The 22,247-nt window shown below is 64.0% G+C and carries 28 protein-coding genes and 1 tRNA gene; 11 read left to right on the top strand and 18 right to left on the bottom strand.

Going from position 1 to position 22,247, the window contains the following annotated elements:
* Positions 1 to 104 precede the first annotated feature (104 nt).
* On the top strand, positions 105 to 290 hold the full coding sequence (locus AC07UC_RS03070; protein ID WP_494908886.1) for a hypothetical protein: 186 nt from the start codon (positions 105 to 107) through the stop codon (positions 288 to 290).
* Between the two features lie 68 nt (positions 291 to 358).
* On the opposite strand, the gene AC07UC_RS03065 is transcribed toward AC07UC_RS03070, so the two are convergent.
* Positions 359 to 1,318 carry a sugar-binding transcriptional regulator gene (locus tag AC07UC_RS03065; protein ID WP_494903963.1) on the bottom strand — a complete coding sequence of 320 codons (960 nt, stop codon included), beginning with the start codon at positions 1,316 to 1,318 and terminating at the stop codon, positions 359 to 361.
* Between the two features lie 245 nt (positions 1,319 to 1,563).
* On the opposite strand from AC07UC_RS03065, the gene AC07UC_RS03060 reads away from it, so the two are divergent.
* Entirely contained in the window at positions 1,564 to 2,196 is a 633-nt protein-coding gene (locus AC07UC_RS03060; protein WP_140770623.1) for an HAD family hydrolase, read from the top strand.
* On the opposite strand, the gene AC07UC_RS03055 is transcribed toward AC07UC_RS03060, so the two are convergent.
* The 8 genes from AC07UC_RS03055 to ureC all read right to left on the bottom strand — a co-directional run bounded on the left by AC07UC_RS03055 (position 2,193) and on the right by ureC (position 8,436).
* The gene (locus AC07UC_RS03055) at positions 2,193 to 2,960 is read right to left on the bottom strand and encodes a class II aldolase and adducin N-terminal domain-containing protein (protein WP_202325040.1); all 768 of its coding nucleotides are present in this window, start codon (positions 2,958 to 2,960) and stop codon (positions 2,193 to 2,195) included. The two genes, AC07UC_RS03060 and AC07UC_RS03055, sit on opposite strands and share 4 nt — an antisense overlap.
* Positions 2,961 to 3,047: 87 nt before the next feature.
* Positions 3,048 to 3,689 carry an urease accessory protein UreG gene (gene ureG / locus AC07UC_RS03050; protein ID WP_202325039.1) on the bottom strand — a complete coding sequence of 214 codons (642 nt, stop codon included), beginning with the start codon at positions 3,687 to 3,689 and terminating at the stop codon, positions 3,048 to 3,050.
* Positions 3,686 to 4,126: a DUF3995 domain-containing protein gene (locus AC07UC_RS03045; protein WP_494903960.1), complete on the bottom strand. Its 441-nt coding sequence runs from the start codon at positions 4,124 to 4,126 to the stop codon at positions 3,686 to 3,688. Before AC07UC_RS03045 ends, ureG begins: the two co-directional genes overlap by 4 nt.
* Positions 4,123 to 4,794, bottom strand: a complete 672-nt coding sequence (locus AC07UC_RS03040) for an urease accessory protein UreF (protein ID WP_494903958.1) — start codon at positions 4,792 to 4,794, stop codon at positions 4,123 to 4,125. The genes AC07UC_RS03045 and AC07UC_RS03040 overlap by 4 nt, the downstream gene beginning before the upstream one ends.
* A complete protein-coding gene (locus AC07UC_RS03035) occupies positions 4,787 to 5,389 on the bottom strand; it encodes an urease accessory protein UreE (protein WP_494903956.1) in 603 nt (200 codons plus the stop codon). Before AC07UC_RS03035 ends, AC07UC_RS03040 begins: the two co-directional genes overlap by 8 nt.
* Positions 5,386 to 5,991 carry a glutathione S-transferase family protein gene (locus tag AC07UC_RS03030; protein ID WP_494903954.1) on the bottom strand — a complete coding sequence of 202 codons (606 nt, stop codon included), beginning with the start codon at positions 5,989 to 5,991 and terminating at the stop codon, positions 5,386 to 5,388. Before AC07UC_RS03030 ends, AC07UC_RS03035 begins: the two co-directional genes overlap by 4 nt.
* A gap of 43 nt (positions 5,992 to 6,034) precedes the next feature.
* Positions 6,035 to 6,628 (bottom strand): hypothetical protein, encoded by a 594-nt coding sequence (locus AC07UC_RS03025; RefSeq protein WP_202325034.1) that lies wholly within the window; start codon positions 6,626 to 6,628, stop codon positions 6,035 to 6,037.
* Positions 6,629 to 6,723: 95 nt separating this feature from the next.
* Positions 6,724 to 8,436 (bottom strand): urease subunit alpha, encoded by a 1,713-nt coding sequence (ureC, locus tag AC07UC_RS03020; RefSeq protein WP_140770606.1) that lies wholly within the window; start codon positions 8,434 to 8,436, stop codon positions 6,724 to 6,726.
* Between the two features lie 167 nt (positions 8,437 to 8,603).
* Here ureC and AC07UC_RS03015 point away from each other — a divergent pair, with 167 nt between their 5' ends.
* Together AC07UC_RS03015 and AC07UC_RS03010 are read left to right on the top strand one after the other, a co-directional pair.
* Entirely contained in the window at positions 8,604 to 8,993 is a 390-nt protein-coding gene (locus AC07UC_RS03015) for a hypothetical protein (protein ID WP_494903951.1), read from the top strand.
* A gap of 114 nt (positions 8,994 to 9,107) precedes the next feature.
* A complete protein-coding gene (locus tag AC07UC_RS03010; protein ID WP_494903949.1) occupies positions 9,108 to 9,602 on the top strand; it encodes a hypothetical protein in 495 nt (164 codons plus the stop codon).
* Positions 9,603 to 9,700: 98 nt separating this feature from the next.
* Here the strand turns inward: AC07UC_RS03010 and AC07UC_RS03005 are convergent, their stop codons facing one another.
* The 5 genes from AC07UC_RS03005 to AC07UC_RS02985 are packed head-to-tail and all read right to left on the bottom strand — an operon-like array spanning position 9,701 to position 12,063.
* Entirely contained in the window at positions 9,701 to 10,006 is a 306-nt protein-coding gene (locus AC07UC_RS03005; RefSeq protein WP_494903947.1) for an urease subunit beta, read from the bottom strand.
* Between the two features lie 6 nt (positions 10,007 to 10,012).
* Complete coding sequence (locus AC07UC_RS03000) at positions 10,013 to 10,600, bottom strand: HupE/UreJ family protein (RefSeq protein WP_494903945.1); 588 nt, start codon at positions 10,598 to 10,600, stop codon at positions 10,013 to 10,015.
* Between the two features lie 34 nt (positions 10,601 to 10,634).
* Entirely contained in the window at positions 10,635 to 10,889 is a 255-nt protein-coding gene (locus AC07UC_RS02995; RefSeq protein WP_494903943.1) for a DUF1272 domain-containing protein, read from the bottom strand.
* A 15-nt stretch (positions 10,890 to 10,904) separates the two neighbouring features.
* Complete coding sequence (locus tag AC07UC_RS02990; RefSeq protein WP_056568583.1) at positions 10,905 to 11,207, bottom strand: urease subunit gamma; 303 nt, start codon at positions 11,205 to 11,207, stop codon at positions 10,905 to 10,907.
* A gap of 13 nt (positions 11,208 to 11,220) precedes the next feature.
* Positions 11,221 to 12,063, bottom strand: a complete 843-nt coding sequence (locus tag AC07UC_RS02985) for an urease accessory protein UreD (protein WP_494903940.1) — start codon at positions 12,061 to 12,063, stop codon at positions 11,221 to 11,223.
* Between the two features lie 202 nt (positions 12,064 to 12,265).
* Here AC07UC_RS02985 and AC07UC_RS02980 point away from each other — a divergent pair, with 202 nt between their 5' ends.
* The 3 genes from AC07UC_RS02980 to AC07UC_RS02970 all read left to right on the top strand — a co-directional run bounded on the left by AC07UC_RS02980 (position 12,266) and on the right by AC07UC_RS02970 (position 14,635).
* Positions 12,266 to 12,520 (top strand): acyl carrier protein, encoded by a 255-nt coding sequence (locus tag AC07UC_RS02980; protein WP_056568590.1) that lies wholly within the window; start codon positions 12,266 to 12,268, stop codon positions 12,518 to 12,520.
* Between the two features lie 4 nt (positions 12,521 to 12,524).
* The gene (locus AC07UC_RS02975) at positions 12,525 to 13,733 is read left to right on the top strand and encodes a beta-ketoacyl-[acyl-carrier-protein] synthase family protein (protein WP_140770592.1); all 1,209 of its coding nucleotides are present in this window, start codon (positions 12,525 to 12,527) and stop codon (positions 13,731 to 13,733) included.
* Between the two features lie 197 nt (positions 13,734 to 13,930).
* Positions 13,931 to 14,635 (top strand): glutathione S-transferase family protein, encoded by a 705-nt coding sequence (locus AC07UC_RS02970; RefSeq protein WP_202325028.1) that lies wholly within the window; start codon positions 13,931 to 13,933, stop codon positions 14,633 to 14,635.
* 49 nt (positions 14,636 to 14,684) lie between these two features.
* Here AC07UC_RS02970 and AC07UC_RS02965 read toward each other — a convergent pair whose 3' ends face one another.
* The 4 genes from AC07UC_RS02965 to AC07UC_RS02950 all read right to left on the bottom strand — a co-directional run bounded on the left by AC07UC_RS02965 (position 14,685) and on the right by AC07UC_RS02950 (position 18,801).
* Positions 14,685 to 14,999 (bottom strand): hypothetical protein, encoded by a 315-nt coding sequence (locus tag AC07UC_RS02965; RefSeq protein WP_494903937.1) that lies wholly within the window; start codon positions 14,997 to 14,999, stop codon positions 14,685 to 14,687.
* Positions 15,000 to 15,092: 93 nt separating this feature from the next.
* The gene (locus AC07UC_RS02960) at positions 15,093 to 15,704 is read right to left on the bottom strand and encodes a nucleoside triphosphate hydrolase (RefSeq protein ID WP_140770586.1); all 612 of its coding nucleotides are present in this window, start codon (positions 15,702 to 15,704) and stop codon (positions 15,093 to 15,095) included.
* A 98-nt stretch (positions 15,705 to 15,802) separates the two neighbouring features.
* Positions 15,803 to 16,903 carry a hypothetical protein gene (locus AC07UC_RS02955; protein ID WP_494903936.1) on the bottom strand — a complete coding sequence of 367 codons (1,101 nt, stop codon included), beginning with the start codon at positions 16,901 to 16,903 and terminating at the stop codon, positions 15,803 to 15,805.
* Between the two features lie 83 nt (positions 16,904 to 16,986).
* Positions 16,987 to 18,801: a methyl-accepting chemotaxis protein gene (locus tag AC07UC_RS02950; RefSeq protein WP_494903935.1), complete on the bottom strand. Its 1,815-nt coding sequence runs from the start codon at positions 18,799 to 18,801 to the stop codon at positions 16,987 to 16,989.
* 205 nt (positions 18,802 to 19,006) lie between these two features.
* Here AC07UC_RS02950 and AC07UC_RS02945 point away from each other — a divergent pair, with 205 nt between their 5' ends.
* From AC07UC_RS02945 to AC07UC_RS02930, 4 genes are all read left to right on the top strand, one after another.
* Entirely contained in the window at positions 19,007 to 19,900 is an 894-nt protein-coding gene (locus AC07UC_RS02945) for a D-alanyl-D-alanine carboxypeptidase family protein (protein ID WP_494903933.1), read from the top strand.
* 395 nt (positions 19,901 to 20,295) lie between these two features.
* Positions 20,296 to 21,225 (top strand): DUF1003 domain-containing protein, encoded by a 930-nt coding sequence (locus tag AC07UC_RS02940; RefSeq protein WP_202325024.1) that lies wholly within the window; start codon positions 20,296 to 20,298, stop codon positions 21,223 to 21,225.
* 278 nt (positions 21,226 to 21,503) lie between these two features.
* A tRNA-Arg gene (locus AC07UC_RS02935) sits at positions 21,504 to 21,580 on the top strand.
* A 317-nt stretch (positions 21,581 to 21,897) separates the two neighbouring features.
* The gene (locus AC07UC_RS02930; RefSeq protein ID WP_494903932.1) at positions 21,898 to 22,242 is read left to right on the top strand and encodes a DMT family transporter; all 345 of its coding nucleotides are present in this window, start codon (positions 21,898 to 21,900) and stop codon (positions 22,240 to 22,242) included.
* The last annotated feature ends 5 nt before the right edge of the window (positions 22,243 to 22,247 follow it).

Raw genomic sequence — 22,247 nt, 5'->3', positions numbered from 1 at the left:
TCCTTATGGGTTCTTATCGACGTTCGATTGGCAAAGGCGGCCGGCAAGACCGACATTCAGCGTCAACCGGTCATTCGGGTTGAGGATAGCGAAGGTTGACGATCATGACCATGGCGCAACAAAAATGCACTCCCGCTCCAGATCATCGCTGGATTTCGTGGCTCACGGACGGATTCGGTTGGTTCGCGGTCAGGAAGAAGGCGCATCTCGACATCAGGGACCTGTCGCCGCATCTGCAGCGCGACCTCGGGTTCCTCGATGGCAACGACCCTGTCGGGCGGCACAGATAGCCTTGTTGGCTTTATCGCAAAGCAGTCACCCCCGGCCGCACCCGGCAAGCGGCAGCGTGCCCGAGGGGTCAGATGCCGGCCAGCAGGGCGGTCGCCGTCCGTTCATCGGTAATGAGCCCATTGACCAGCCGGCGGTTCACGGCCGCCAGGATCCCCGGCAGCTTGCGCTCGCCCATGGCGAGCGCAATGACCAGCGACTTTTCGCGTGACGGCAGCGAGGCCGACGACACCCGGTCGTTGGTGATGCCCTCGATCATGCGGCCTTCCCTGTCGAACACCCAGCCGACGATCTCGGCGATGCCGCCCGCTTTCTGCAGCGCCTTCAACTCGCTTTCCGAGATGAAGCCGTCCTCGTAGAGGGGTGCCTTCGGACCGAGGTCGCCGATGCCGATGAATGTGACGTCGGCCTCGGCGGCAAGCGCCAGCGTCGGCTGGATCATCGGCTGGTTGAGCAGCATCTCGCGCTCCTGCGGCGAGGAGGCGATGACCGGCAGCGGCATCGGGAAAGAGCGCGCCTTGACCCTGTCGGCCATGGTGAAGATGACGTTGTAGAAAGCCGCCGAACCGTCCGGCGAGATGTTTCCGGTCAAGGACACCACCTTGTGCTGCGGGCATTCCATGGGCGGCAATTGCTCGATCGCCGCCTTCAGCGTACGCCCGGTGCCGATCCCCATGACGATCGGTGTCGGCGACCGCAGCCGCCGCTCGATCTCGGCGGCCGCCGCCTCGGCGATGCCGATGGTGGTGGAGGACGAATTGGGGTCGCTCGGCACCACCTCGACCAGATCGAGCGCGAAGCGGGATCTCAGCCGGGCGGCGAGGTCGAGGCAGTTGGCGATCGGATGATCGACGCGAACCTTGATCAAGCCTTCCGACACCGCCAGCGACACCAGCCGCTGCGCTGTCTGCCGCGAAATGCCGAGCGTGGCGGCGATCTGGTCCTGTGTGTTGCCGGCGACATAATAGAGCCAGCCGGCGCGCGCCGCGTCGTCCAGCCTGTTGCTGCCACCATCCTGCCGGGTATTCACGTCCTGCCTCCGCGACCCGCTGCTCACAGGAGCGGTCCGCTCTCAGTTTCGCAGGGAACGGCTTCCTGCGCAATTGTCAATCTCAAGGGCAATTGCTTGTCCCTGCGCGGCACGGATTTTCCCGCAGGCAATGTTGCGATGCGGAAAGCAGGGTGGCGTCGGGTCCGGTCGCGGCCAGCTTCTGTGATCCCGAAGGTTTATCTCCCGGCGCAAACCCTTTAAGGGGATCGCAAAAGGAGCTCTGCATGACACCGAAGGCGGTTTTCTGGGACATGGATGGCACGCTGGTCGACAGCGAGCCGCTGCACGAGGCAGCCCTTGTGGCGGCAATGCGCAATGTCGGCCTCACGCCGCCATCCGACCTGCATGAGCGCGTCCTCGGCGTTGCCGCCTGGCCGGTCTATGAAATGATGCGCGACGAGTTCGGCCTGGGCCTGCCTTTTGATGACTGGATCGTGCGCAAATACGAGCACTACCTGCCGCTGGTCGAGGGCTTGCGGCCCCGCCCCGGCGCGATCGAGGTCTTCAATGAATTGCGGGCGCTTGGCGTTCAGCAAGCGGTGGTCTCCAATTCCGACCGGCTGATCGTCGACGCCAATCTGCGCGCCGTCGGCCTCTTCTATCCCGGCATGAAGACGATCAGCCGCAACGACGTGCGCGAGGGCAAGCCGCATGCCGAACCCTTCCTGCGCGCGGCCTATCTGGCCGATGTCGATCCCGCGCACGCGGTCGCGGTCGACGACAGCTGGCCGGGCGCCATGGCGGGTCTGGCGGCGGGCATGAAGACGATCTTCTGGCCGGAAAAGCCGATGGAAGGACCGCCCGGCGCCACCGTCATCAACAGCGCCGAGGAATTGCGGGCTCAGCTCGGGCTCTAATTCCGGTAAACCGGCTCTTCCTCGTCGAGGATCGCCTTCAACTCGGCGAGATGGCGCTCGGCCTGGCCGGGATAGTCGTCCATTTCGCTGGCCGTCTTCTCGGCGATGGCGTCGGACAGCGTGCGCAGCGGCCGGCCGGTCCACAGCGCCTTGATGTAGGTCTCGGCGGCACGCTCGAAATAGAACATGCGGTTGAAGGCGTCGGCAACCGTGTCGCCGATCACCAGCACGCCGTGATTGCCCATCACCATCACCTTGACCTTGGGGTCGGTGAGAAGCTGCGAGCAGCGCTCGCCCTCTTCCTCGAAGGCCAGCCCGCCATAATGCGCGTCGACGACGTGGCGGTTGAAGAACATCGCCGAATTCTGGTCGATCGGCGGCAATGTCGAATCGGCCAGCGAGGCCAGCACCGTGGCATGGATCGAATGGACATGCATGACGCAGCGCGCATGCGGCACATTGCGGTGGATGGCGCCGTGCAGGCCCCAGGCCGTCGGATCCGGCGCGTTGGGGCCTGACAGCGTGTCCGGATCATTGGCGTCGATCATCAACAGGTCGCTCGCCTTGATGCGCGAGAAATGCACCTGGTTGGGGTTCATCAGGAACTGCGTGCCGTTCTCGTTGACCGCCAGCGAGAAATGGTTGGCCACCGCCTCGTGCATGTTGAGCCGCGCCGTCCACCGAAAGGCACAGGCGAGATCGACGCGCTCTTCGTAGAAGGGCAGGTTGGTCAGCGTTTCCTTCTGCAGGCGGGCAATGCTCATCGAAAATCCTCCGGTTTTGGCGAGAATGCCGTGATCGGCGGCTGCTCGCAACGGGTTTTGGTTGGTGCAGGGAGAAGCGGCGACCTGTCAGGCCGCTGTGCTGGCGGCAGCCGTGGCCCTCAACCCGCCATGCTCGACGATGAAGTCGATGACCTCTTGCAGTCCCTTGCCGCGCGACAGGTCGGTGAAGCCGAACGGGCGCTTGCCGCGCATGCGGCCGGCGTCGCTCTCCATCACGTCGAGGTTGACGTTCACATAGGGGGCCAGATCGCTCTTGTTGATGATCAGGAAGTCCGAGCGGGTGATCGCCGGCCCGCCCTTGCGCGGGATTTCCTCGCCCTGGCAGACCGAGATGACATAGAGCGTCAGGTCCGCAAGGTCCGGCGAGAAGGTGGCGGCAAGGTTGTCGCCGCCGGATTCGATGAAGATGATGTCGAGATCGGGGAATTTCCGGTTGAGCTCGGCGATGGCCTGCAAATTGATCGACGCGTCCTCGCGAATGGCGGTATGCGGGCAGCCGCCGGTCTCGACGCCGACGATGCGGTCCTCGGGCAGGGCCTGCAGCCGGGCCAGCATCATGGCATCTTCCCTGGTGTAGATGTCATTGGTGACCACGGCGATGGAGAACTCGTCGCGCAGCGCCTTGCAGAGTTTTTCGGTGAGCGTCGTCTTGCCGGAGCCGACGGGGCCGCCAATGCCGATACGAAGAGGACCGTTGGCTTGAGTCATGTCGGGAACTCCATGATGGCAAGGATGGCGAAGCCAAGCCCGATCAACAGGCAAAGCGGCGAATAATACCGGACATCGAGCCGGGCGAAAGGCTGCTCGGGCGCCAGCCGTCGCCACCACGGCGTGAAGCCGGCAATGCCGCGACCCAGGAACACCAGGCCAATGAGCAGCGAAGTGGCGGCAAGGCCCTCTTTCGGGAAGGGCGAGGCAAAGAAGCCGATCAGTGCCAGCGGCCAGAGCGTCGCCAGGCCGAGACAGGCGGCAACGGCGAAACTGGCGAAGGACGTCGGCATTTCGTCGACCCCGCGAAAGCCGACGACGGCGCGGGCGCAGGTGGCTGCGTCCCTGCCCGGCCAGATGCCGCCAATGCCCCAATAGACATGCAGCGCCGTAATGAGCAGCAGGACGAAGGACAGCGTGAAGGCAAGCACGATCATGACCGGAACAGCCGCGAATACTGGGTTTCGTGCTTCATCGCCATGATATCGGAGACGAAGGCGCAGCCGCCGAGATCATCCAATGTCGAGCGCGACGCGCGGCCAGCGGTCGAGAGCGCCAGCGGCTCGAAGCCGGCCAGCAGTGTGGTGGCCTCGCTCTGTCCGACGACACCGAGCCTGATCGCTGCTTGGACGAGATTGGAGAAGAAGGCCTGCAGGAAGGCGGACAGCGCATCCTCAAGCGCAATGCCATTGCCGCCGGCAACAGCACCGACGGCGATGCAGTAGGCGCATTCGGCCGGCAATCGCTCCAGCACGGGATTGGGCCATGCGGCGGCGGCCTTGAGGAAGGCGGCACCCTGCAGCGCGGTCTCGGCGTAGCGTTCCCGCGAGCCGGCGAGCGCCTCGGCCAGTGCAGCCACTTCATCGAGATCGCCTGCGTTGCGGGCGCGGCGCCAGCTCTCGGAAAACAGCACGGCATCGTTCCAGCCCGAGCCCATCTCGATCAGTGTCCCCAGCCAGCCGGCAAGGCCGGTGGCGTCGGCAACCAGGCCATCATGCACCGCGCGCTCGAGACCGTGGCTGTAGGCAAAGCTGCCGACCGGAAAGGCCGGCGACAGCCACGCCATCAGTCGCAGCAAGGCGATGTTCGACGGTTGATCAGTCATGGTCGTGGTGATGACCGTCGTGGGAATGGCTGTGCGAATGGGAATGCGTGTCGCCATGTGAATGGGAATGCGCTTCCGCATGGCTGTGGGCATGTGCATGGCCGTGATCGTGGCTGTGCGCGCCGCCATGGCCGGAATAGGCGCCGCGCACCGGCTTGAACGGCTCGGAAACCTCGCGCACCGTGGCGCCAAGCCCTTCAAGCATCGCCTTGATGACATGGTCGCGCAGGATGACGATGCGATCCGCCTCGATGCCCGCCGCGAGATGGCGGTTGCCGATGTGCCAGGCAAGCTCGGTCAGGTGCACACCGTCGCGGGCGCGGATGTCATAGACATCTTCCGGCGCGGCAAGGATCTCGATGTGGCGGCCATCCTCCAACACCAGCCGATCGCCGTCGTTCAGGGCAACCGGCTCGGGCAGGTCGACCAGCACCTTGCTGCCGTCGGACAGTTCAATGGCCCGACGGCGCAGATGCCGCTCGTCATGAGGCAGAACGGCGCGCCCGGACGGCACGATGGCTCCCGCCTCACCGGCAGGCAGCACCGAAACGGCGCGCGGGAACTTGGTGAAATCGGTGTTGAGGTTGAGCTTCATTTCATGGCTCCGCCACTAGCTTGTGCCCGTGCGCGGGCAGGGCGCGAAAGCACCCGGTTGAAATAGGCGTTGACGCGTTCGGACTCGATCGGGAATTTTCCAGCACGGGCCCAGCCGCCCATGTCGCCGAGCAGCACGTCGATAGCGGAAAACCGGTCGCCGAGCGCGAATGGCTTCTCGCCGAGACGACGATCCAGGGCTTTGGTTTCCGAGGCGAAATCATAGGCCGCCGCCGGGCCGACATCGACCCGAACCTCCTTCGGCAGCAGAAAGCGGTGGCGCAATTTGTTCCACAGCGGCGCCTCGAACTCGCTCTGGGCGAAATGCATCCAGGAATCCATCTCGGCACGGCCGGCGATACCTGGATTGGCACCCATGCCCTTGTCGGCGTGCTTGTCGGCCAGGTAGACGCAGATCGCCGCCGAATCCGTCACCGTCAGCTCGCCGTCGATGAGGATCGGCACCTTGCCCGAAGGGTTGAGCGCATAGGCTTCCGGCGAGCGCAGTTTGACTTCGACGAATTCGTAGGGCTGCCCGAGCTCCTCGAGCATCCAGAGGACGCGGCTGACCCGGGATCCCTGTGATCCGACGGCCTTGTACATGAGAAACCTGCCTTTCCCAGGAAGCCTAGAGCATTCGCAGTCGTCATACGATCGTGTCGAAGAGCCGCAGGATGAACGATATCTGATAGATCAGCGCCGCCGCGACAAAGGCGGTGTGAAAGCGGCGGTCGCGCACCAGGATCGCGGCAATGCAGAGTGCGACGAAGATCGGCGTGCGGAACAGATATTCATTGCCGAAATGGGCGAAATGCTCCGGCCCTTTCAGCAACGTGTCGATCACGTCGAGCAGATAGGTCGCGGCCAGCAGGCCGAAGAACCAGGCGCGCCGCGAATAGAAGAAATCCTCGTAGCTTTTGTAGTCCAGCATCGAATCCGGAAACAGCAGCGCGCAGAGCAGGAACAGCGTGATCGCGTAGAAGATGATGAAAAGGTATTTGCCGAAGGTCCATGCCTCGATGGCGTAGAGGCCGAACTCCCACCACCAGAAATGCACCAGCATCAGAAGCACCGAAGCGACCCAAGCCAGATGCACGGGATAGAGCCGGTACTGGCCGGGATGCTGGATAATACGGGCCACCCCCGACAGCAGGCGGGTGACACCAAGTCCGATCACCATGCCCATGACGATGCGGATGTGCGGGAAGATGTCGTGGGCGGAGGCTATTTCGGTGGCCATGGCAAGTCATGCGGTTTCATTGAGCCGCATATTGCGGTGTCACGGCACATGCCGCAATGGGTTTCGCGCCGGTCGGCCCGGTCGCCGATCCAGCATCAAAACAGAAAATACCGTTGCGCCATCGGCAGCACCGTTGCCGGCTCGCAGGTGAGCAATTCGCCGTCGGCGCGGACTTCGTAGGTTTCGGGGTCGACCTCGACATGTGGCGTCGCGTCGTTGAGCACCATCGAATGCTTGCCGATGCCGCCACGGGTGTTTTCCACGGCGACGAACTGCTTGTCGACGCCAAGCCGGCCATGCAGGCCGGACTCGAGTGCGGCTTTCGAAACGAAGGTCACCGACGAGTTGGTCCTGGCCTTGCCATAGGCGCCGAACATCGGCCGGTAATGCATCGGCTGCGGCGTCGGGATCGAGGCGTTGGGGTCGCCCATCGGGGCGGCGGCGATCATGCCGCCGATCAGCACCATGTCCGGCTTCACACCGAAGAAGGCCGGGTTCCACAGCACCAGGTCGGCGCGTTTGCCGACAGCGATCGAGCCGATCTCTTTCGACAACCCATGCGCGATGGCCGGGTTGATCGTGTATTTGGCGATGTAGCGGCGGACGCGGAAATTGTCGTTGTTGCCTGTCTCCTGCGGCAGCGAACCACGCTGGCGCTTCATCTTGTCGGCGGTCTGCCAGGTTCGGATCGCGACTTCGCCGACGCGGCCCATGGCCTGACTGTCCGATGAGATGATGGAGAAGGCGCCGATATCGTGCAGGATATCCTCGGCCGCGATCGTCTCCTTGCGGATTCGGCTTTCGGCGAAGGCGATGTCCTCGGGGATCGACGGCGACAGATGATGGCAGACCATCAGCATGTCGAGATGCTCGGCCAGCGTGTTGACGGTGTAAGGCCTGGTCGGGTTGGTCGAGGACGGGATGACGTTGGGCAGGCCGCAGACCTTGATGATGTCGGGGGCATGGCCGCCGCCCGCGCCCTCGGTGTGGAAGGCGTGGATGGTGCGTCCCTTGATCGCCGCCACCGTGTTCTCGACGAAGCCGGATTCGTTGAGCGTGTCGGTGTGGATCATCACCTGCACGTCGTAATCGTCGGCGACCGACAGGCAGCAATCGATGGCGGCCGGCGTCGTGCCCCAGTCCTCATGCAGTTTCAGCGAGCAGGCGCCGGCGAGCACCATCTCTTCCAGCGCGGCGGGCAAGGAGGCATTGCCCTTGCCCGACAGGCCGATATTCATCGGGAAGGCGTCGAAGGACTGGATCATGCGGGCCATGTGCCACGGCCCCGGTGTGCAGGTGGTGGCCAGTGTGCCATGCGCCGGGCCGGTGCCGCCGCCGAGCATGGTGGTGATGCCGCTCATCAGCGCTTCCTCGATCTGCTGCGGACAGATGAAGTGGATATGCGCGTCGAAGCCGCCCGGGGTCAGGATCTTGCCTTCGCCGGCGATGATTTCCGTGCCCGGGCCGATGATGATGGTGACGCCATCCTGCGTGTCCGGATTGCCGGCCTTGCCGATCGCGGCGATGCGGCCGTCCTTCAGGCCGATATCGGCCTTGAGGATGCCGGCGCTGGCATCGACCACCAGGGCGTTGGTGATGACGGTGTCGACCGCGCCCTGCGCCCGCGACACCTGGCTCTGGCCCATGCCGTCGCGAATGACCTTGCCGCCGCCGAATTTTACTTCTTCACCGTGAATGGTGAGGTCCTTTTCAACCTCGATGAAGAGTTCGGTGTCGGCCAGCCTGACCCTGTCGCCGACAGTCGGGCCATACATCTGGGCATAGGTGGAACGCGAGATTCTAGCCATCAGAGATTGCTCCCGAAATGCGGTGTGGTTGGGCGCGGGGCGCACATTGGCGCCATCCAATGGTCACGCAATGACCCGCCGGGCGACACCTTCTGATCCCATTTGGCGGTTGAGGTGAGCGGGTCACCCCAAAACGACCGATTGCCAAATCGATGGAAGGAAAATCCATGCGCAAAACGATAATTCTTGCAGCCGCCGCCAGCCTGATGCTGGCCGGTGCCGCCAGTGCCCAGCAGCAGCCCGCGCAACAGCTCGCTCCGGCCACGCCTGCCCCCAAGGCGACCACTCCCGCCCCCGGCGGTCAGCAGGCCGCGCCGGCGATCCAGAGCGTCAACATCGTCGACATTACCGAACTGCCGAAGGACACCCAGACGCAGGTCAATCAGGTGATCGCCCAGCGTGGCGATGCCGGCCTGCAGAAACTGCGCAGCTCGATCGATGCCACACCCAAGGTGAAGTCCGCCCTCGAGGCAAAGGGAATGACCTCGGCGCAGGTGGTCGCGGCCAGCATGGAGCCAAATGGCGCGTTGACCTTGATCACCAAGAAGGCCAGCTGACGGCAAGGCTCGGCGGGCCGACATCCGGTCCGCCGGCCGCATCATGAGGGGAACCGTGGCAGGGCTGGAGCCGTTTCGTTTCCTGAGTGCTGGAACAAACTGCGAAAGCGAACGATGACCGTCACCACTTTGCCCGATGGCCGATGGCTTTATGCCATTGCCGCGACTGCGTTTCTGGCAGCGAGCTTTCCTCAGGTCGCGCTGAACGCGCAGGGGCTTGAAAGTCCGGAGACCGTCGATCGGATCGTCGGCTCGCAAGTCAGCGCGGAAGAGGCCAAGACCATCGCTGAAATCGGCAAAGTCACCTCGGCGATCGACCGCACGCGCGAAAACATCGGCACGGTGCGCAAGACCTCCAAGCTCGACAAGGTCGATATCGTGTTCCTGACCGACGCGGCGCGCAGCGAAGGCGGCCCGCCGGCTGTCATCGAGAACAAGGTCCGGCAGCATCGGGACGATGTCGCGGAACTGCGCAAGGAGATCGAGGCCAACGCTTTGCTCTACAACGCCATCGATTCGCGGCGCGTGCTCGCGCAGGACATTCTGGCCGTCGAGTTCGACAATCCGGGAAAGATCGTCATCTATGCGGCCGCCAAGCCGTCGGACTAGAGCAATTCCAGGAAAAGTGTGAAGCGGTTTTCCCGGGAAATGCGCATAGAGCTTCCCCTTGGGAATCCGTGCGCGCCGCGCATGAGACGCCACAAAACTCACAGCTTGCCCATCACCTTCTGCTGGAATCCATAGACCTCGCGTTTGCCGCCGAGCGGCACCAGCGTGACGTCGCGCTCCTGGCCTGGCTCGAAGCGCATGGCGGTGCCGGCGGCAATGTCGAGGCGCATGCCGCGCGCCTGTACGCGGTCGAATTTCAGTCCTTCATTGGTTTCGAAGAAATGATAGTGGCTGCCGACCTGGATCGGCCGGTCGCCGCTGTTGGCGACTTTCAAGGTGACGGTCGGCAGACCCTTGTTGAGCTCGATGTCGCCTTGGACGGGGATGATTTCGCCAGGGATCATTGGGCTTCACACGACGCCGAAGGCGAGGCCGACGCCGATCGCCGCGCAGGCAGCGCCCGCGACGCTGGCCAGACCGCGCAACCTCATGCCAAGGCTCAGGCCGGCGGCGATGCCGACGGCATGGAGCATCACGGTGGCGATGGCAAAGCCGGCCATGTACTCGAGCCCGCCGGCATTTTCAGGCACTTCCGTGCCATGGGCGTGGCCGTGGAACAGCGCGAACAGGCCGATAATGGCGACGCCCGCCAAGACGGGCAGATCGACCGCCAGCGCCACCAGCAGTCCGAGCGCCACCACGGAGGCCAGTATGCCCGGCTCGACGAAGGGCACCGGTACATGGGCCATGCCAAGGGCAGCGCCGCCCAGCATCACGCCGACGAAGGCGGCCGGCCATGCCCAGATCGCTCTGCCGCCCTTGAGTGCCGCCCACAGGCCAACGGCGATCATCACGGTCATGTGGTCAAGACCTGACAAGGGATGCATGAAGCCGGCCGTGAAGGACGACGTCGTACCGACGCCGACATGGGCGTAAGCGGGCATTGCCGCCGCCAGAAACAGGGTCGCCGAGAGGGACAGTCGTTTTGCGGGGATCATTTCGATTTTCCTTCCGTTTCCAGTGTCACGGTGTTCACGCTGCCTTGCGAGGACCGCAGCCCTCGGCCTTGAGGACGCGTTTGGCGGAAGCCGGATATCTCTTCAGCATCGCCGTCGGTCGGATCGGCCGCGCCAAAAAATTGCCGCTGCAATTGGGGCAGACGCCGCCCAGCACGGTTTCCACGCAATCGGCACAGAAGGTGCATTCGAAGGTGCAGATCAGCGCATCCTCGGCTTCGGGCGGCAGGTCCTTGTCGCAGCACTCGCAGTTTGGGCGCAGTTCAAGCATCCCGGTTTCCTCTCCTCACCTGATGGGCTCGTGCACGGTCACCAGCTTGGTGCCGTCGGGAAAGGTCGCTTCCACCTGCACGTCGTGGATCATCTCGGCGATGCCCTCCATCACCTGCGCGCGGGTGACGATATGGGCGCCGGCCTCCATCAGTTCGGCGACCGGGCGGCCGTCGCGGGCGCCTTCGACGACGAAGTCGGTGATCAACGCGATCGCTTCCGGGTGGTTCAGCTTCACGCCGCGCTCCAGCCGCTTGCGTGCCACGATCGCTGCCATGGCGATAAGCAGCTTGTCCTTTTCCCTCGGCGTCAGGTTCATGCAGCTTTCCGAATCACAGTGACCATAATTTGGGCAGCCCCGCCCGTCCGTTGAGCAATCCGACAAGTGGAACCAGCCGCTGGCGCAGTTGGTAGCCGTCCCCGGCGTAAAGCCTCGCAAGAAGCTTGCCAGATGCCTTCACGCTCCAGACACTGGCGCCGCCCTGGTCTGCGACGATCTCGCGGACCGGGTCGAGCAGGGCCTCCGCCCGTGGCGACACCAGCAGCAGCGTTGCCACCGCGATCGCGCCGCCGGCAGCCGCCGGACGGGCGAGCGTGGCGGCGATGTCAGGCCCGACGCGGAAATCCTCGCCATGGATGAGAAAGCCATCCTGGCGAACACGCCAGCGGTCACGAAAAATACCTTGCGCGGCGCGTTCGCCCATGGCCAGGCGACCGAAGACGGTGGCCTCCAGCAGCAGTGCCTCCGCCCCGGCGGCAAGCTCGACATCCAACGTGCGGGCGAAGGCTGCCCGGTCGAAGACGATGGTTTCCTGCGGCAGCCAGGCGATGCGGCCGTTTTCGCCGACCGTCAGCTTGACCCGTACCTCTGCATGGTCGGATGCGGCGCGATAGACCTTCTCGCAGGCCTGGGTCGTTATCGACGCCGAGGCATCCGCGCCGACATCCACATCCCAGCCGATGCGGTCGCCGCCGGTCAGTCCGCCGGCGGTGTTGATCAGCACCGCCTCCAGCGGATCGGCCGAAACGGCCGGCAGCCTTATCTTGGCGGAGCCGTCCTGATAGAGGCGCCGCAGCCGCGTGCGGCCGTCGGCGCTGGCGCAGCCCAGCTGTGCCAGGCCGGCGGCGCGCTGGGCCAAAGGGGGCGAAAACTTCGTATATTCGATCGTATCCACGCCGTCAGGTTAAGCACTGCGGCGGTTTTGTCGATATATAGCTTGTTGCTTGATGGCGTTTCCGTTTCTATAGAGGGAGCCACCTCGGTACGGTCAAGCGATGCTTGGCGGGGGTATGAGGCGACGATCGCGGCCTGATATCGAGGACAAGAAGGCGCTGTTCAGTTGGCGTCGGGAAACGACAAAGTGGGGAAGAAACCGAATGGCTGACCAACTGGCAACGGATATCATCGAGAAGATCAAGGCCCATGCCGAGCCTGGCGGCGAGGAAATCACCACCAACACCGAATTGACGGCGCTCGGCATCCATTCGCTGGAACTGACCGAGATCATCTTCGACCTTGAGGAGGAATATGGCATCGAGATCGAGATGAACACGGTCGATGCCTGGAGCAATCTGAAGAATGTTGGCGACATGGTCGAGGCCGTTCGCGCGCTGATCGCGAAAAAAGCCTAACCGAATGCTGAGACGCGTCGTCATCACCGGCCTTGGCGGGCTATGCGGGCTCGGCACCGATGTGCCGGCGATCTGGGGCGAGATGCGCGCCGGACGCTCGGCGATAGGTCCGATCGACAATCCCTTCCTGCACGACCTGAAGGTGAAGACCGGCTGCGAGATCAAGGCGCTGCCCGATCACGGCATCGAGCGCAAGCAGCTGGTGTCGATGGACCGCTTCAGCCTTCTGGCGGTGCTCGCCGCCCGCGAAGCCCTGCAACAGTCGGGACTGGCTACGCATGCCGACAACACCTATCGCATGGGAACCATTGTCGGCGTCGGCGTCTGTGGCTTCGAGACGGTTGAGGAAAACTATCGCGCCATCCTGATCGAGGGCAAGAATCGCGCCGGCATCTTCACCGTGCCCAGGGTCATGCCGGGAGCCGCCGCGGGCCAGGTCAGCATGCACCTTGGCCTGCGCGGGCCGGTCTTCGGCGTCACTTCTGCCTGTTCGTCGGCCAATCACGCCATCGCCTCGGCGGTCGACCAGATCAGGCTCGGCCGCGCCGACGTCATGGTGGCCGGCGGCACCGACGCGCCGCTGGTCTGGGGCGTGCTCAAGGGCTGGGAGGCTTTGCGCGTGCTGTCTCCCGATACTTGCCGGCCGTTCTCGGCCGATCGCCAGGGCCTGGTGCTCGGTGAGGGCGCCGGCATGGCGGTTCTGGAAAGCTACGATCACGCCATGGCGCGCGGCGCAACCATCCTTGCCGAAATCGCCGGCGCCGGTCTTTCCGCCGATGCCTCGGACATCGTTGCTCCAACCATCGAGGGACCGGAAGCGGCAATGCGCTTCTGCCTGGCCGATGCCGGGCTCAATCCCGAGGACATCGACTATCTCAACGCGCACGGCACCGGCACCAAGGCCAACGACCAGATCGAGACCAACGCGATCAAGCGCGTCTTTGGCGAGCATGCACGCTCGCTGTCGGTCTCATCGACCAAGTCGATGCATGCCCATTGCCTGGGCGCATCGGGCGGACTGGAGATGATCGCCTGCGTCATGGCTATCCGCGAGGGCGTCGTGCCGCCGACCGCGAATTACCGCGAACCCGATCCCGATTGCGATCTCGACGTGACGCCCAATGTCGCGCGCGAGCGCAAGGTGCGCGCCGCGATCAGCAACGGCTTTGCTTTCGGCGGCACCAACGCGGTGCTGGCGTTCAAGGCCATCTGATTCCGGATGGTCAATGTCTGCCAGGGGGTGAGCGCCTTGGCGGCCGCACACCATGCCGCCGCGTCCGATTCGGTTGACTGCCCGTGCATGGCGAAACTGTCGCCGCCATATTGATCCCGCCTGGCTGTGCGCCTAATTCTTGGCCACCCGCCAACACCGTGCGCCTTTGGCGCAAATCCCCGCTCAGGAGTCTCTCGATGGCCGACCTGTCCGCCTTTCCGATCGCAACCCGTTGGCCGGCCAAGCATCCGGACCGGATCCAGCTTTACTCGGCGACAACGCCGAACGGGGTGAAGGTCTCGATCGCCTTGGAAGAGATCGGCCTGCCCTACGAGCCGCATCTGATCAACATCGGCAAGAACGAAAGCTGGACGCCGGAATTCCTGTCGCTCAATCCCAATGGCAAGATTCCGGCGATCATCGATCCCGACGGCCCGGACGGCAAGCCGATCGGTCTGTTCGAATCCGGCGCCATCCTGCTCTATCTCGCCGAAAAGACCGGCCTGCTCATACCGGCGGACGCGGCGCGGCGCTACGAGACGATCCAGTGGGTCTTCTTCCAGATGGCCTCTGTCGGGCCGATGTTCGGCCAGGTCGGATTCTTCCACAAATTCGCCGGCCGCGAGATCGCCGATAAGCGCCCGCTGGAGCGCTACCGCGACGAATCGCGGCGGCTGATCGGTGTGCTCGACGGCAGGCTGAAGGGCCGCAAATGGATCATGGGCAACGACTACACCATCGCCGACATTTCGCTGCTCGGCTGGGTTCGCAATCTGATCGGCTTCTATGACGCGCGCGAACTCGTCGGCTTCGACGATTTCGCCAATGTGGCGGCTTGGCTGGAGCGCGGCCTGGCCCGGCCGGCGGTGCAGAAGGGCCTGACCATTCCGGCAAGGGACTGAAACTGGCCTACGGGGCGATTGCCCTGGCCACCCGGCGATGCAGAACCTGCTACTTCGCCTTGGCCTTCGAACCGCCCCTGCCGATCACGGAGGCGGCTAGCGAGACGGCACCGCGCGCGGTGGCGACCACCGCGCCGGCGGCTACGCTTGCCACCGTGCGCACGGCACTTTGTTTGCCCTTCGCCGCCTTGCGCGGGCTTGGCGTCTTGGCGGTAGGCACGACCTTCCTCGGCGCGGCCTTGCCGAAAGCGGGTTTGGCGTCTTTCGAGCGCTCGGCGATAGCCGCGCCGGCACCGGCTGTCGCTGGGCTGGCCTTTGCCGTCCTGGTCTTGGCGGCTGCGGGTTTTCTTGCCTTGGTTGCCATCGGAAAATCCCTTACGCCCGACAAATGGGTTCCCGGACATAACGGCGCGAAACCCTTAAGGTTCCCGTCCAGAAATACCGAAAATTAAGCGTGTTAACCAATGACCAGATCGGCGGCCCGGCGCCGGCCCAACACGCGTTCGATGTTGGGCATGTCGTTTGAGGCGATCCAGGCGCGGGCATCCTCATCGGAGCGGCCATGGCCGTGCCAGCGCTCCACCAGGCGTCGCTCGAGTTCATTGCGCGGCACCTCGACGAAGATCGAGAAGTCGAACAGCGGCGCCAGCCGTGACCACGGCTCTTCGTCGAGCAGAAGATAATTGCCTTCGACCAGGATGAATTTCGTCTCGGTGCCGACGATCGCCGCCGCGGCGCGCGACAATTCCATGTCGCGGTCAAAGACGGGAATCGCGATCTCGGGTTCGCCGGCCCGGATGCGCCTCAGCAGGGCCTCGAAGCCGGCAAAGTCGAAGGTTTCCGGCGCCCCTTTTCGGGCGCGCAGGCCGCGCGCATTGAGCACGATGTCGTCATAATGGAAGCCGTCCATAGGCACGACTTCCACCGCCCCTTCCGGCAACAGGTCATGCAGGCCGGCCGACAATGTCGACTTTCCAGCCCCCGGCGGCCCGGCGATGGCGACGATGAAGCGCTTTGCCTTGCCGGCACGCTTGAAGATGGTGGCGGCGAGATGGGCGATTTCGGACATGGGAAGCCTCACTTGCCTGGATGACCGGCACGATGTTTCCGCCGCATCTTGGCGGCAGTTCACGGAAATTTCAAACCCCGCGCTCGCGCAATCCCTGCTCAGGCAGGGACGGGCTGGCCGATGCGCAGGAAATCGCTGTCAAAGGGCACGTCCAAGCTCGATTCACCCACGGCAAGCCGCATGCGACCCTCGGCGGCGGTGATCTCCCCTGGCGGGGTGCCGCCGGACAGGGGCATGGCGCCGGTGACATGGCGGAACGAAAAGCTTCGACCCTCGCCGAGCGCAAAGGCGGTCGCCACACCCTCGCGCTTCAGCCAGTTGTCGCCAATCGAGGCGGCGTGGCCGACCGCCGTGCGGCCGTCCTCGATGCCGAGCACGCCCAGATGACGCCCGCTCCAGGGCGCGTAGTCGCGCCCGCCATTGCTGAGCCACAGCATGGTGACCGGCAGTTCGGCCGGGTTCTTCAGCACCAGCACGAGGTCGCCCTCGGCCTGGCGCGCCAGCGCCGTCCAGCCCGGCCCGCCATGATCGGCCTCGACCAGGGTGACGAAATCCTCGCGCCGGTCATCCATGCGGTATTCTGCCAGGTCGAGCATGCCGCCGTCGGCGGCGGGAAATCGGCCGAGCTCGGCCGACCGCGCCGGATAGGCCAGCATGTAGCGGCCGCGCGCGGGATCGGGCTCCAGCGGATCGGCTAATGTCGCTGCAAAGCGCTTCGGCGAAAAGGCCAGCCGGCCGCCGCCTTTCATCACCGTCATCGGGTGATGGGCGACGGAAATCGCGCCGGAGCCGCCGGAAAACACATGTTCCTGGTAGAGGAAGGGATGGCCGTCGATGAGTGTAAAAATCTTGTCGACGCTGGCGCCCATGACCTTGTGCCGCAGCCGGAAGACCGCGCGCCAGCCATCCCGCGTGGCGTTGCTGTCCACGACATCCCAGGCGCTGTTGGCCGTCCAGCCATGTAGCGGCGCCTCTTCGACATCGCTGCGCGAAAACGGCGCGCAGAGGAAATCGCCGGACAACCGGACCGTGCCTTGCGGCAGGTCCTTCGGCAGCGTCTCGCCCGCGTCGACCCAAGGGGCGCGGTGCAGTGGCCGAAGCTGCCTTCCGGGGCTCTCGACGACCATGTCGGCGATGTGGCCGACAGTGAGATCGAGCGAAACCGAAATACCTGTGGCCTTGATCGTGCTGATGGTCATTGCGCTCTCACCGAATCCGAAGCCGCGAACAGAACCCTTTCAGCGGGGGTTGCGCAAGCACCGCAATCGGCATTTCGCATCAGCTACTGCCGCTTGTACTCCCGCACCGGCGATTTCGTTCCGTCGGTATAGGTCACCTGCACCGACATCGATTTCACGCTGTCGGCGACCTTGAAATAGCCCTTGGCGTCGTAGGGGATGGCGTAGGGGTCCTTCTTGTCGCAAGGCGGTATCTCGAGCGACTTGTCGAGCGCTGCACCGTTCAGGCTGTAGTGCACCTCCTTGATGGCGCAGCGGTAGGACAGCATCTGGGTGAAATAGACCAGGCCGTGATTGCCGCCGGAGTCGAAGGCGATCCACGACGTCCAGAACTGGTCGAGGATCTGCTTGTCACCTTGCTGCAGCGCTATGTCGGGGTCGAAGCGGACGTCGAACGGACCGGTCTCGCGGCCCCTGATGTCGAGATATTTTATCGCGATCGTGGTCGCCGCGGTGCTGTCAGGCAGTTCAAAGCTCGGATTGGCCATCGGCTTGCCGGTGGTCTGGTCGTTCATCGCCAGGAAGCCGGTGTCGGTGAAGGGGCCGCCAGTGCCGAGCCGCCAGGAAATCGCGGTTGCCGGCTCGGGCAGCGAAATGGTCATCGACCAGCCCTGGTTCGAACGCATCGGCGTCAGCGAAGGCACAAAGCGCGCGGGGTCGAGCACGTCGCCTAAAGCCGCCAGCCGGCTGTGGCTGCGGTCCAGCCAGTCGGCCAGCTGGGTCTGGTCGACGAAATATTTGAGCAGCCCGCCATCCTTTTCGTAGGAGACGAATTTGGTCAGCGCTTGGGCTTCGCTGCGCTTGTCGGCCAGCGTCTGGCTGCCGAGGCGGTCTTCCGAGAACTCCTGCGCCAGGAGGTAATAGGCCGGCACGTAGTCGGGATTGGCCGCGATGAAGGCGTTGAGCTTGTCGAGGCGCTGGGCATCATCGAACTGCAATATATGCACCAGCTTGATCGACAGCGCCTTGCCCTTGTCGGCAAGCTGCCCGAACACTTCACGGGCACCCGCCTTGCCGTCCTGCACCCGAAGCAGCGTGGCAAAGCGCGTATAGGGGTCGATGGCGTCGACGTCGAAGCCGGCAAAGGCGAGGTAGGAGCGCCGGGCATTGAGCATGTCGCCGGACAATTCGTAGACGCGGGCATTGTGGTAGAATTCGTCCGGCCGCTTTGGCTCGGCGATCGCCCCGCCCTGCGCCGCCAGTTGGGCAAACCCCTTGGCGATGGTGTCGATCGAAGCGGCGATCTGCTCGGTCGTGGCCTGCAGCTTTTCCGCCTGGGCCTGCTGCTGTTGCTGGCCGGCGACGAGCGTCTCGGTCGTCTGCTTGACCGCTTCGACGGTCTTTTGCGTCTCGGCGCCCTGCTGGGTCTGCTGCTGCTGGACGGACGCGATCTGGTCGGTCTTCTGTGCAACCGTGTCGGTCGATTTCTTGACCTCTTCGACGGTCTTCTGCGTCTGCGTGACCGTCTGCTCGATCTTCGCCACCTTTTCGGAGACGATGCCCATCGACTGCTGCAGCTGCGCGATCGCCGGCACCAGGCCGGCGATGACACCGTTCTGCGAATTGGTCTGCTGCTGCACGGCATAGACGCCGCCGGCGACCGCCGCCGCACTGGTGGCGAACACCAGCGCCGGCAGCGCCCTGGCCGCCAGCACCAGCCTGAGCACAATGGCGATGGCGATGATGACCGCCGCGATCGAGGCGACCAGCGCGATATAGGCGGCGAACGGCGCCAGCGGATTGAGGATGTCGGAGACCGCGCCGCCGACAAAGGCGATGCTTCCGGCCCATTTGCCGGTGCGGCTGAGCGATGCCTTGATAAGCGAGGGCGCTGCGCCCCCGGCCCCGATGTTCGTCATGCCACCCCCCAAGCCAGCCGATGCCCACGCCCCTTCCCACGGGAAGCGCGGCGTTGGCAAGGAAAGACAGGAAACCGGCGATTTCGGGGCGGCAGGCCGAACTCGACAATCCTGGGACTATCAGCCATTAACCAAATGGACGCACCAATCGCGTTACGTTAGCTTCGCCTCATCTCAGCAACCGCATCGCCAGAACGTCTTGCCCTTGTCCAAACCGCGTCCCTTTCCGCTCCTCCAGAGACTTTTCGTCGCCCTTGGCCTGTTGCTGATGGTCGCCGGCTGCTCGACCACGACACCGCCGGATTCCGTGCTGGCCGTGCCCGCGCCGCCGCAGAAATATGCCGCGATCGTCGTCGACGCAAAGACCGGCAAGCAGATGTTCGAGGTCAACTCGACGGCGCAGCGCTATCCGGCTTCGCTGACCAAGATGATGACGCTCTACCTCCTTTTCGAGGCAATGGAGTCCGGCCGCGTCACCAAGGAGACGCAGATCCCGGTTTCCGATCATGCCGCCTCGCAGCCGCCGACCAAGATGCGCTTCCGGCGCGGCGAGAGCATCGATGTCGATTCCGCCATCCGCGCCATCGTCGTCAAATCCGCCAATGACGTGGCGGTGGCGGTCGGCGAATATCTTGGCGGCTCGGAGGACCAGTTCGCCGCCATGATGACGTCCAAGGCGCGTTCGCTCGGCATGTCCAGTACCACCTTCCGCAACGCGTCGGGCCTGCCCGATGACGGCCAGATGACGACGGCGCGCGACATGGCGGTGCTCGGCATGGCGCTGCGCCAGCGCTTCCCGCAGCATTTCCACTATTTCTCCGAAAGCGATTTCATGTTCCGCGGCAAGCTTGTGCGCGGCCACAACGACATGCTCGGCCGGGTGCGCGGCGTCGACGGCATCAAGACCGGCTATATCAGGGCCTCCGGCTTCAACATCGTCACTTCCTACAATGCCGACGGCCGCCAGCTGATCGTGGTGGTGATGGGCGCCGACAGTGCCCGCCAGCGCAACGACCATGTCGAGGCGCTGATCCAGCGCAGCCTGTCGCCAACGATGGATTCCACCAAGACCAGGCTGATGTTCGCCGAACAGCAGTAGCGAAAGCAGATTAGCGGAGCCTCCACCCTCGACTTCGTCATCCACGGGCGTAGCAAGGAGCGCAGCGACGCGCGCAGACCCGAGGATCCATGCCGGGACTCCGAAGCGTTGCCACGGTCCAGAATTCTGCCCCGCTGCGACCGTCAGCAACGTCCCGGCATGGATCCCAGGGTCTCCGCGACGCCGCTTCGCGGCTGCTTCGCCCTAGGATGACGAAGCTGGGAAGGCCTCGCCCAACCCGCGAACCGCAACCAAAAAAACCGCAGCCGGCTATTGTTGTCACACTGTCATGTAATCGTCTGGAAGCCATGGCATAGGCAGCGCAATCCGACAGTGGATATGCCCCGCCACCTCGGCGTATCCTCCCTATCAGCGCCACAGCAGGAGCCAGCATCATGAGCACCGTTCCCAAGGCATCCGAGCAGAAGGCGGCCGACAATGAGAACGACAGCGGCGGCGAATATTTCGAGGCGCCGATTGCGCAGGAGGATCCGCACGAGGTTTCGGACGAGCATTTCGACACGCCCGAAGTGCCGGACTCCGAACCAGCCGGTCCCGGCGCGTCGCGGATAAAGCCCAGGAAAAAACCGTCGGCGATCTCGGGCCGCAAATTCCGCAAGCGCGACCTCGTGCGCATCGACACGCTGCGCCCGAGCCTCGCCGACCGCATTCGATCGGACCACCCGGACCTGCCCAAGGGCGCCCGCGTCAGCCGCGAGGAGCTCGGCCGCTACCGCATGCGCTATATGGAGGAGCTGCTGCAGCAGGAGCATGGCGAATTCTCGGAGCTCGACCGCCAGGTGGTGGAATCGATCGCCAAACAGGACACCATTTCCGAAAACAGTGAGGAGGAGTTCGAGGAGCACCGGACCTTTCCCGACCGTGTCTCCGACAACATGGCCGCCTTCGGCGGCAGCTGGTGGTTCCTGATCTCGTTTGCCAGCGTGCTGCTGGTCTGGATCGGCATCAATCTGTTCGAGGGTTTGAATAGAGCCTTCGACCCCTACCCCTTCATCCTGCTCAACCTCCTGCTCTCCTGCATCGCCGCCATCCAGGCGCCGGTCATCATGATGAGCCAGAAGCGCCAGGAGGTGAAAGACCGCCTGCGCTCCTTCAACGAATACCGCGTCAACCTCAAGGCCGAGCTCGAAGTGCGCCACCTGCACGAAAAACTCGACTACCTCATCTCCCGCCAATGGACGCGGCTCGCCGAAATGCAGCAGATGCAGCTGGATGCGATGAACGAGCTGGCGGGTGCGAAGAAGGCGAAACGGGCCGTGCGCGGGGTGAGGCGGCGGACGGTGAAGGGTGAGGCGGGGCAGTAGGCATTGTCCCGCAGCGGACGAAAAGCCCTCGCCTCTCGAATGACCAACCATGGGCCCGGCTCTAGAGCCCAGTGGACCTTTTTGAGGGGATGAGCTCCCAAAGGGCAGCGAGCCTGCGAAGGACCCGACAAGTGCGCGAGGCTGATCGGCATGTCCAACGCTCGATCTCCGGCGCGCCGTCCAATTGCCGATTGCCCGTTGAAGCTCGCGCCGGCTTCCGCTAAGAAGCCGTGACTTGCCGGTTCACCGGCTGGTTCGTTTTCCGGTTTCCCCGGGAAGCACCCGTAGCTCAGCTGGATAGAGCGCTGCCCTCCGAAGGCAGAGGTCACAGGTTCGAATCCTGTCGGGTGCGCCATTTCAGTACGGAACTATGAACGCCAGAAACCGCCGATTTCAGGCTTGAAGCGGCCACGAGCGTTCGCGAGAGTTCCGATTTCGATCCCATAATGCGAACTTCGGTATCCGCGACCTCCACGCGCTGCGCCAGCGCGCGCAGGTGATCCCGCCGATAGCCGCCCCCTTCAAGCCTCAGCCTGGAGGGAAACGCCCGCAACTCCTTTCTGGCCAAATCTCCGCATCGCGGCCGAAAGGTTGTTCACGAGATTTGAAAGATACCAAACATATGGTATCTTTCAAATGGATTAACTCAGTCGAAGCTCCGAGGTCCTTTTCATGAATCCCCTCCTGATCGCCTATGGTTCGCTTGCTCTCGCCATCGTCTCCGAGGTGATGGGCTCATCCCTGCTACAGAAGACTGAGCAGTTTTCTAAGCTCGTCCCGACGATCGCGATGGGCTTATGCTTCGTCGCCTCGCTCTTCTTCCTGTCGCAAGCCTTGAAATTCATCCCGCTCGGCGTCGCTTACGCAATCTGGGGCGGGCTCGGCATCGTGCTGACAGCGCTCATCAGTGTATTCGTTTTCCGCTTCGCTCTGGACGCCTGGGCACTGGTCGGTATCGGTCTCATCGTCTCGGGCGTCGTCGTGATGAACACCTTGTCGCACAGCGCCACCCACTGACATGG

The sequence above is a fragment of the Mesorhizobium sp. GW821-FHT04C10 genome (assembly GCF_059420305.1).
The sequence above is the reverse complement of the archived record's forward strand: the minus strand, read 5'-3'. Positions and strand labels throughout refer to the sequence as shown.

Excerpts from the sequence above, each read along its gene's own strand:
- AC07UC_RS03070 (WP_494908886.1), top strand. The coding sequence starts at position 105 with ATGACCATGGCGCAACAAAAATGCACTCCCGCTCCAGATCATCGCTGG.
- AC07UC_RS03060 (WP_140770623.1), top strand. The coding sequence starts at position 1,564 with ATGACACCGAAGGCGGTTTTCTGGGACATGGATGGCACGCTGGTCGAC.
- AC07UC_RS03055 (WP_202325040.1), bottom strand. The coding sequence starts at position 2,960 with ATGAGCATTGCCCGCCTGCAGAAGGAAACGCTGACCAACCTGCCCTTC.
- ureG (WP_202325039.1), bottom strand. The coding sequence starts at position 3,689 with ATGACTCAAGCCAACGGTCCTCTTCGTATCGGCATTGGCGGCCCCGTC.
- AC07UC_RS03045 (WP_494903960.1), bottom strand. The coding sequence starts at position 4,126 with ATGATCGTGCTTGCCTTCACGCTGTCCTTCGTCCTGCTGCTCATTACG.
- AC07UC_RS03040 (WP_494903958.1), bottom strand. The coding sequence starts at position 4,794 with ATGACTGATCAACCGTCGAACATCGCCTTGCTGCGACTGATGGCGTGG.
- AC07UC_RS03035 (WP_494903956.1), bottom strand. The coding sequence starts at position 5,389 with ATGAAGCTCAACCTCAACACCGATTTCACCAAGTTCCCGCGCGCCGTT.
- AC07UC_RS03030 (WP_494903954.1), bottom strand. The coding sequence starts at position 5,991 with ATGTACAAGGCCGTCGGATCACAGGGATCCCGGGTCAGCCGCGTCCTC.
- AC07UC_RS03025 (WP_202325034.1), bottom strand. The coding sequence starts at position 6,628 with ATGGCCACCGAAATAGCCTCCGCCCACGACATCTTCCCGCACATCCGC.
- ureC (WP_140770606.1), bottom strand. The coding sequence starts at position 8,436 with ATGGCTAGAATCTCGCGTTCCACCTATGCCCAGATGTATGGCCCGACT.
- AC07UC_RS03015 (WP_494903951.1), top strand. The coding sequence starts at position 8,604 with ATGCGCAAAACGATAATTCTTGCAGCCGCCGCCAGCCTGATGCTGGCC.
- AC07UC_RS03010 (WP_494903949.1), top strand. The coding sequence starts at position 9,108 with ATGACCGTCACCACTTTGCCCGATGGCCGATGGCTTTATGCCATTGCC.
- AC07UC_RS03005 (WP_494903947.1), bottom strand. The coding sequence starts at position 10,006 with ATGATCCCTGGCGAAATCATCCCCGTCCAAGGCGACATCGAGCTCAAC.
- AC07UC_RS03000 (WP_494903945.1), bottom strand. The coding sequence starts at position 10,600 with ATGATCCCCGCAAAACGACTGTCCCTCTCGGCGACCCTGTTTCTGGCG.
- AC07UC_RS02995 (WP_494903943.1), bottom strand. The coding sequence starts at position 10,889 with ATGCTTGAACTGCGCCCAAACTGCGAGTGCTGCGACAAGGACCTGCCG.
- AC07UC_RS02990 (WP_056568583.1), bottom strand. The coding sequence starts at position 11,207 with ATGAACCTGACGCCGAGGGAAAAGGACAAGCTGCTTATCGCCATGGCA.
- AC07UC_RS02980 (WP_056568590.1), top strand. The coding sequence starts at position 12,266 with ATGGCTGACCAACTGGCAACGGATATCATCGAGAAGATCAAGGCCCAT.
- AC07UC_RS02975 (WP_140770592.1), top strand. The coding sequence starts at position 12,525 with ATGCTGAGACGCGTCGTCATCACCGGCCTTGGCGGGCTATGCGGGCTC.
- AC07UC_RS02970 (WP_202325028.1), top strand. The coding sequence starts at position 13,931 with ATGGCCGACCTGTCCGCCTTTCCGATCGCAACCCGTTGGCCGGCCAAG.
- AC07UC_RS02965 (WP_494903937.1), bottom strand. The coding sequence starts at position 14,999 with ATGGCAACCAAGGCAAGAAAACCCGCAGCCGCCAAGACCAGGACGGCA.
- AC07UC_RS02960 (WP_140770586.1), bottom strand. The coding sequence starts at position 15,704 with ATGTCCGAAATCGCCCATCTCGCCGCCACCATCTTCAAGCGTGCCGGC.
- AC07UC_RS02955 (WP_494903936.1), bottom strand. The coding sequence starts at position 16,903 with ATGACCATCAGCACGATCAAGGCCACAGGTATTTCGGTTTCGCTCGAT.
- AC07UC_RS02950 (WP_494903935.1), bottom strand. The coding sequence starts at position 18,801 with ATGACGAACATCGGGGCCGGGGGCGCAGCGCCCTCGCTTATCAAGGCA.
- AC07UC_RS02940 (WP_202325024.1), top strand. The coding sequence starts at position 20,296 with ATGAGCACCGTTCCCAAGGCATCCGAGCAGAAGGCGGCCGACAATGAG.
- AC07UC_RS02930 (WP_494903932.1), top strand. The coding sequence starts at position 21,898 with ATGAATCCCCTCCTGATCGCCTATGGTTCGCTTGCTCTCGCCATCGTC.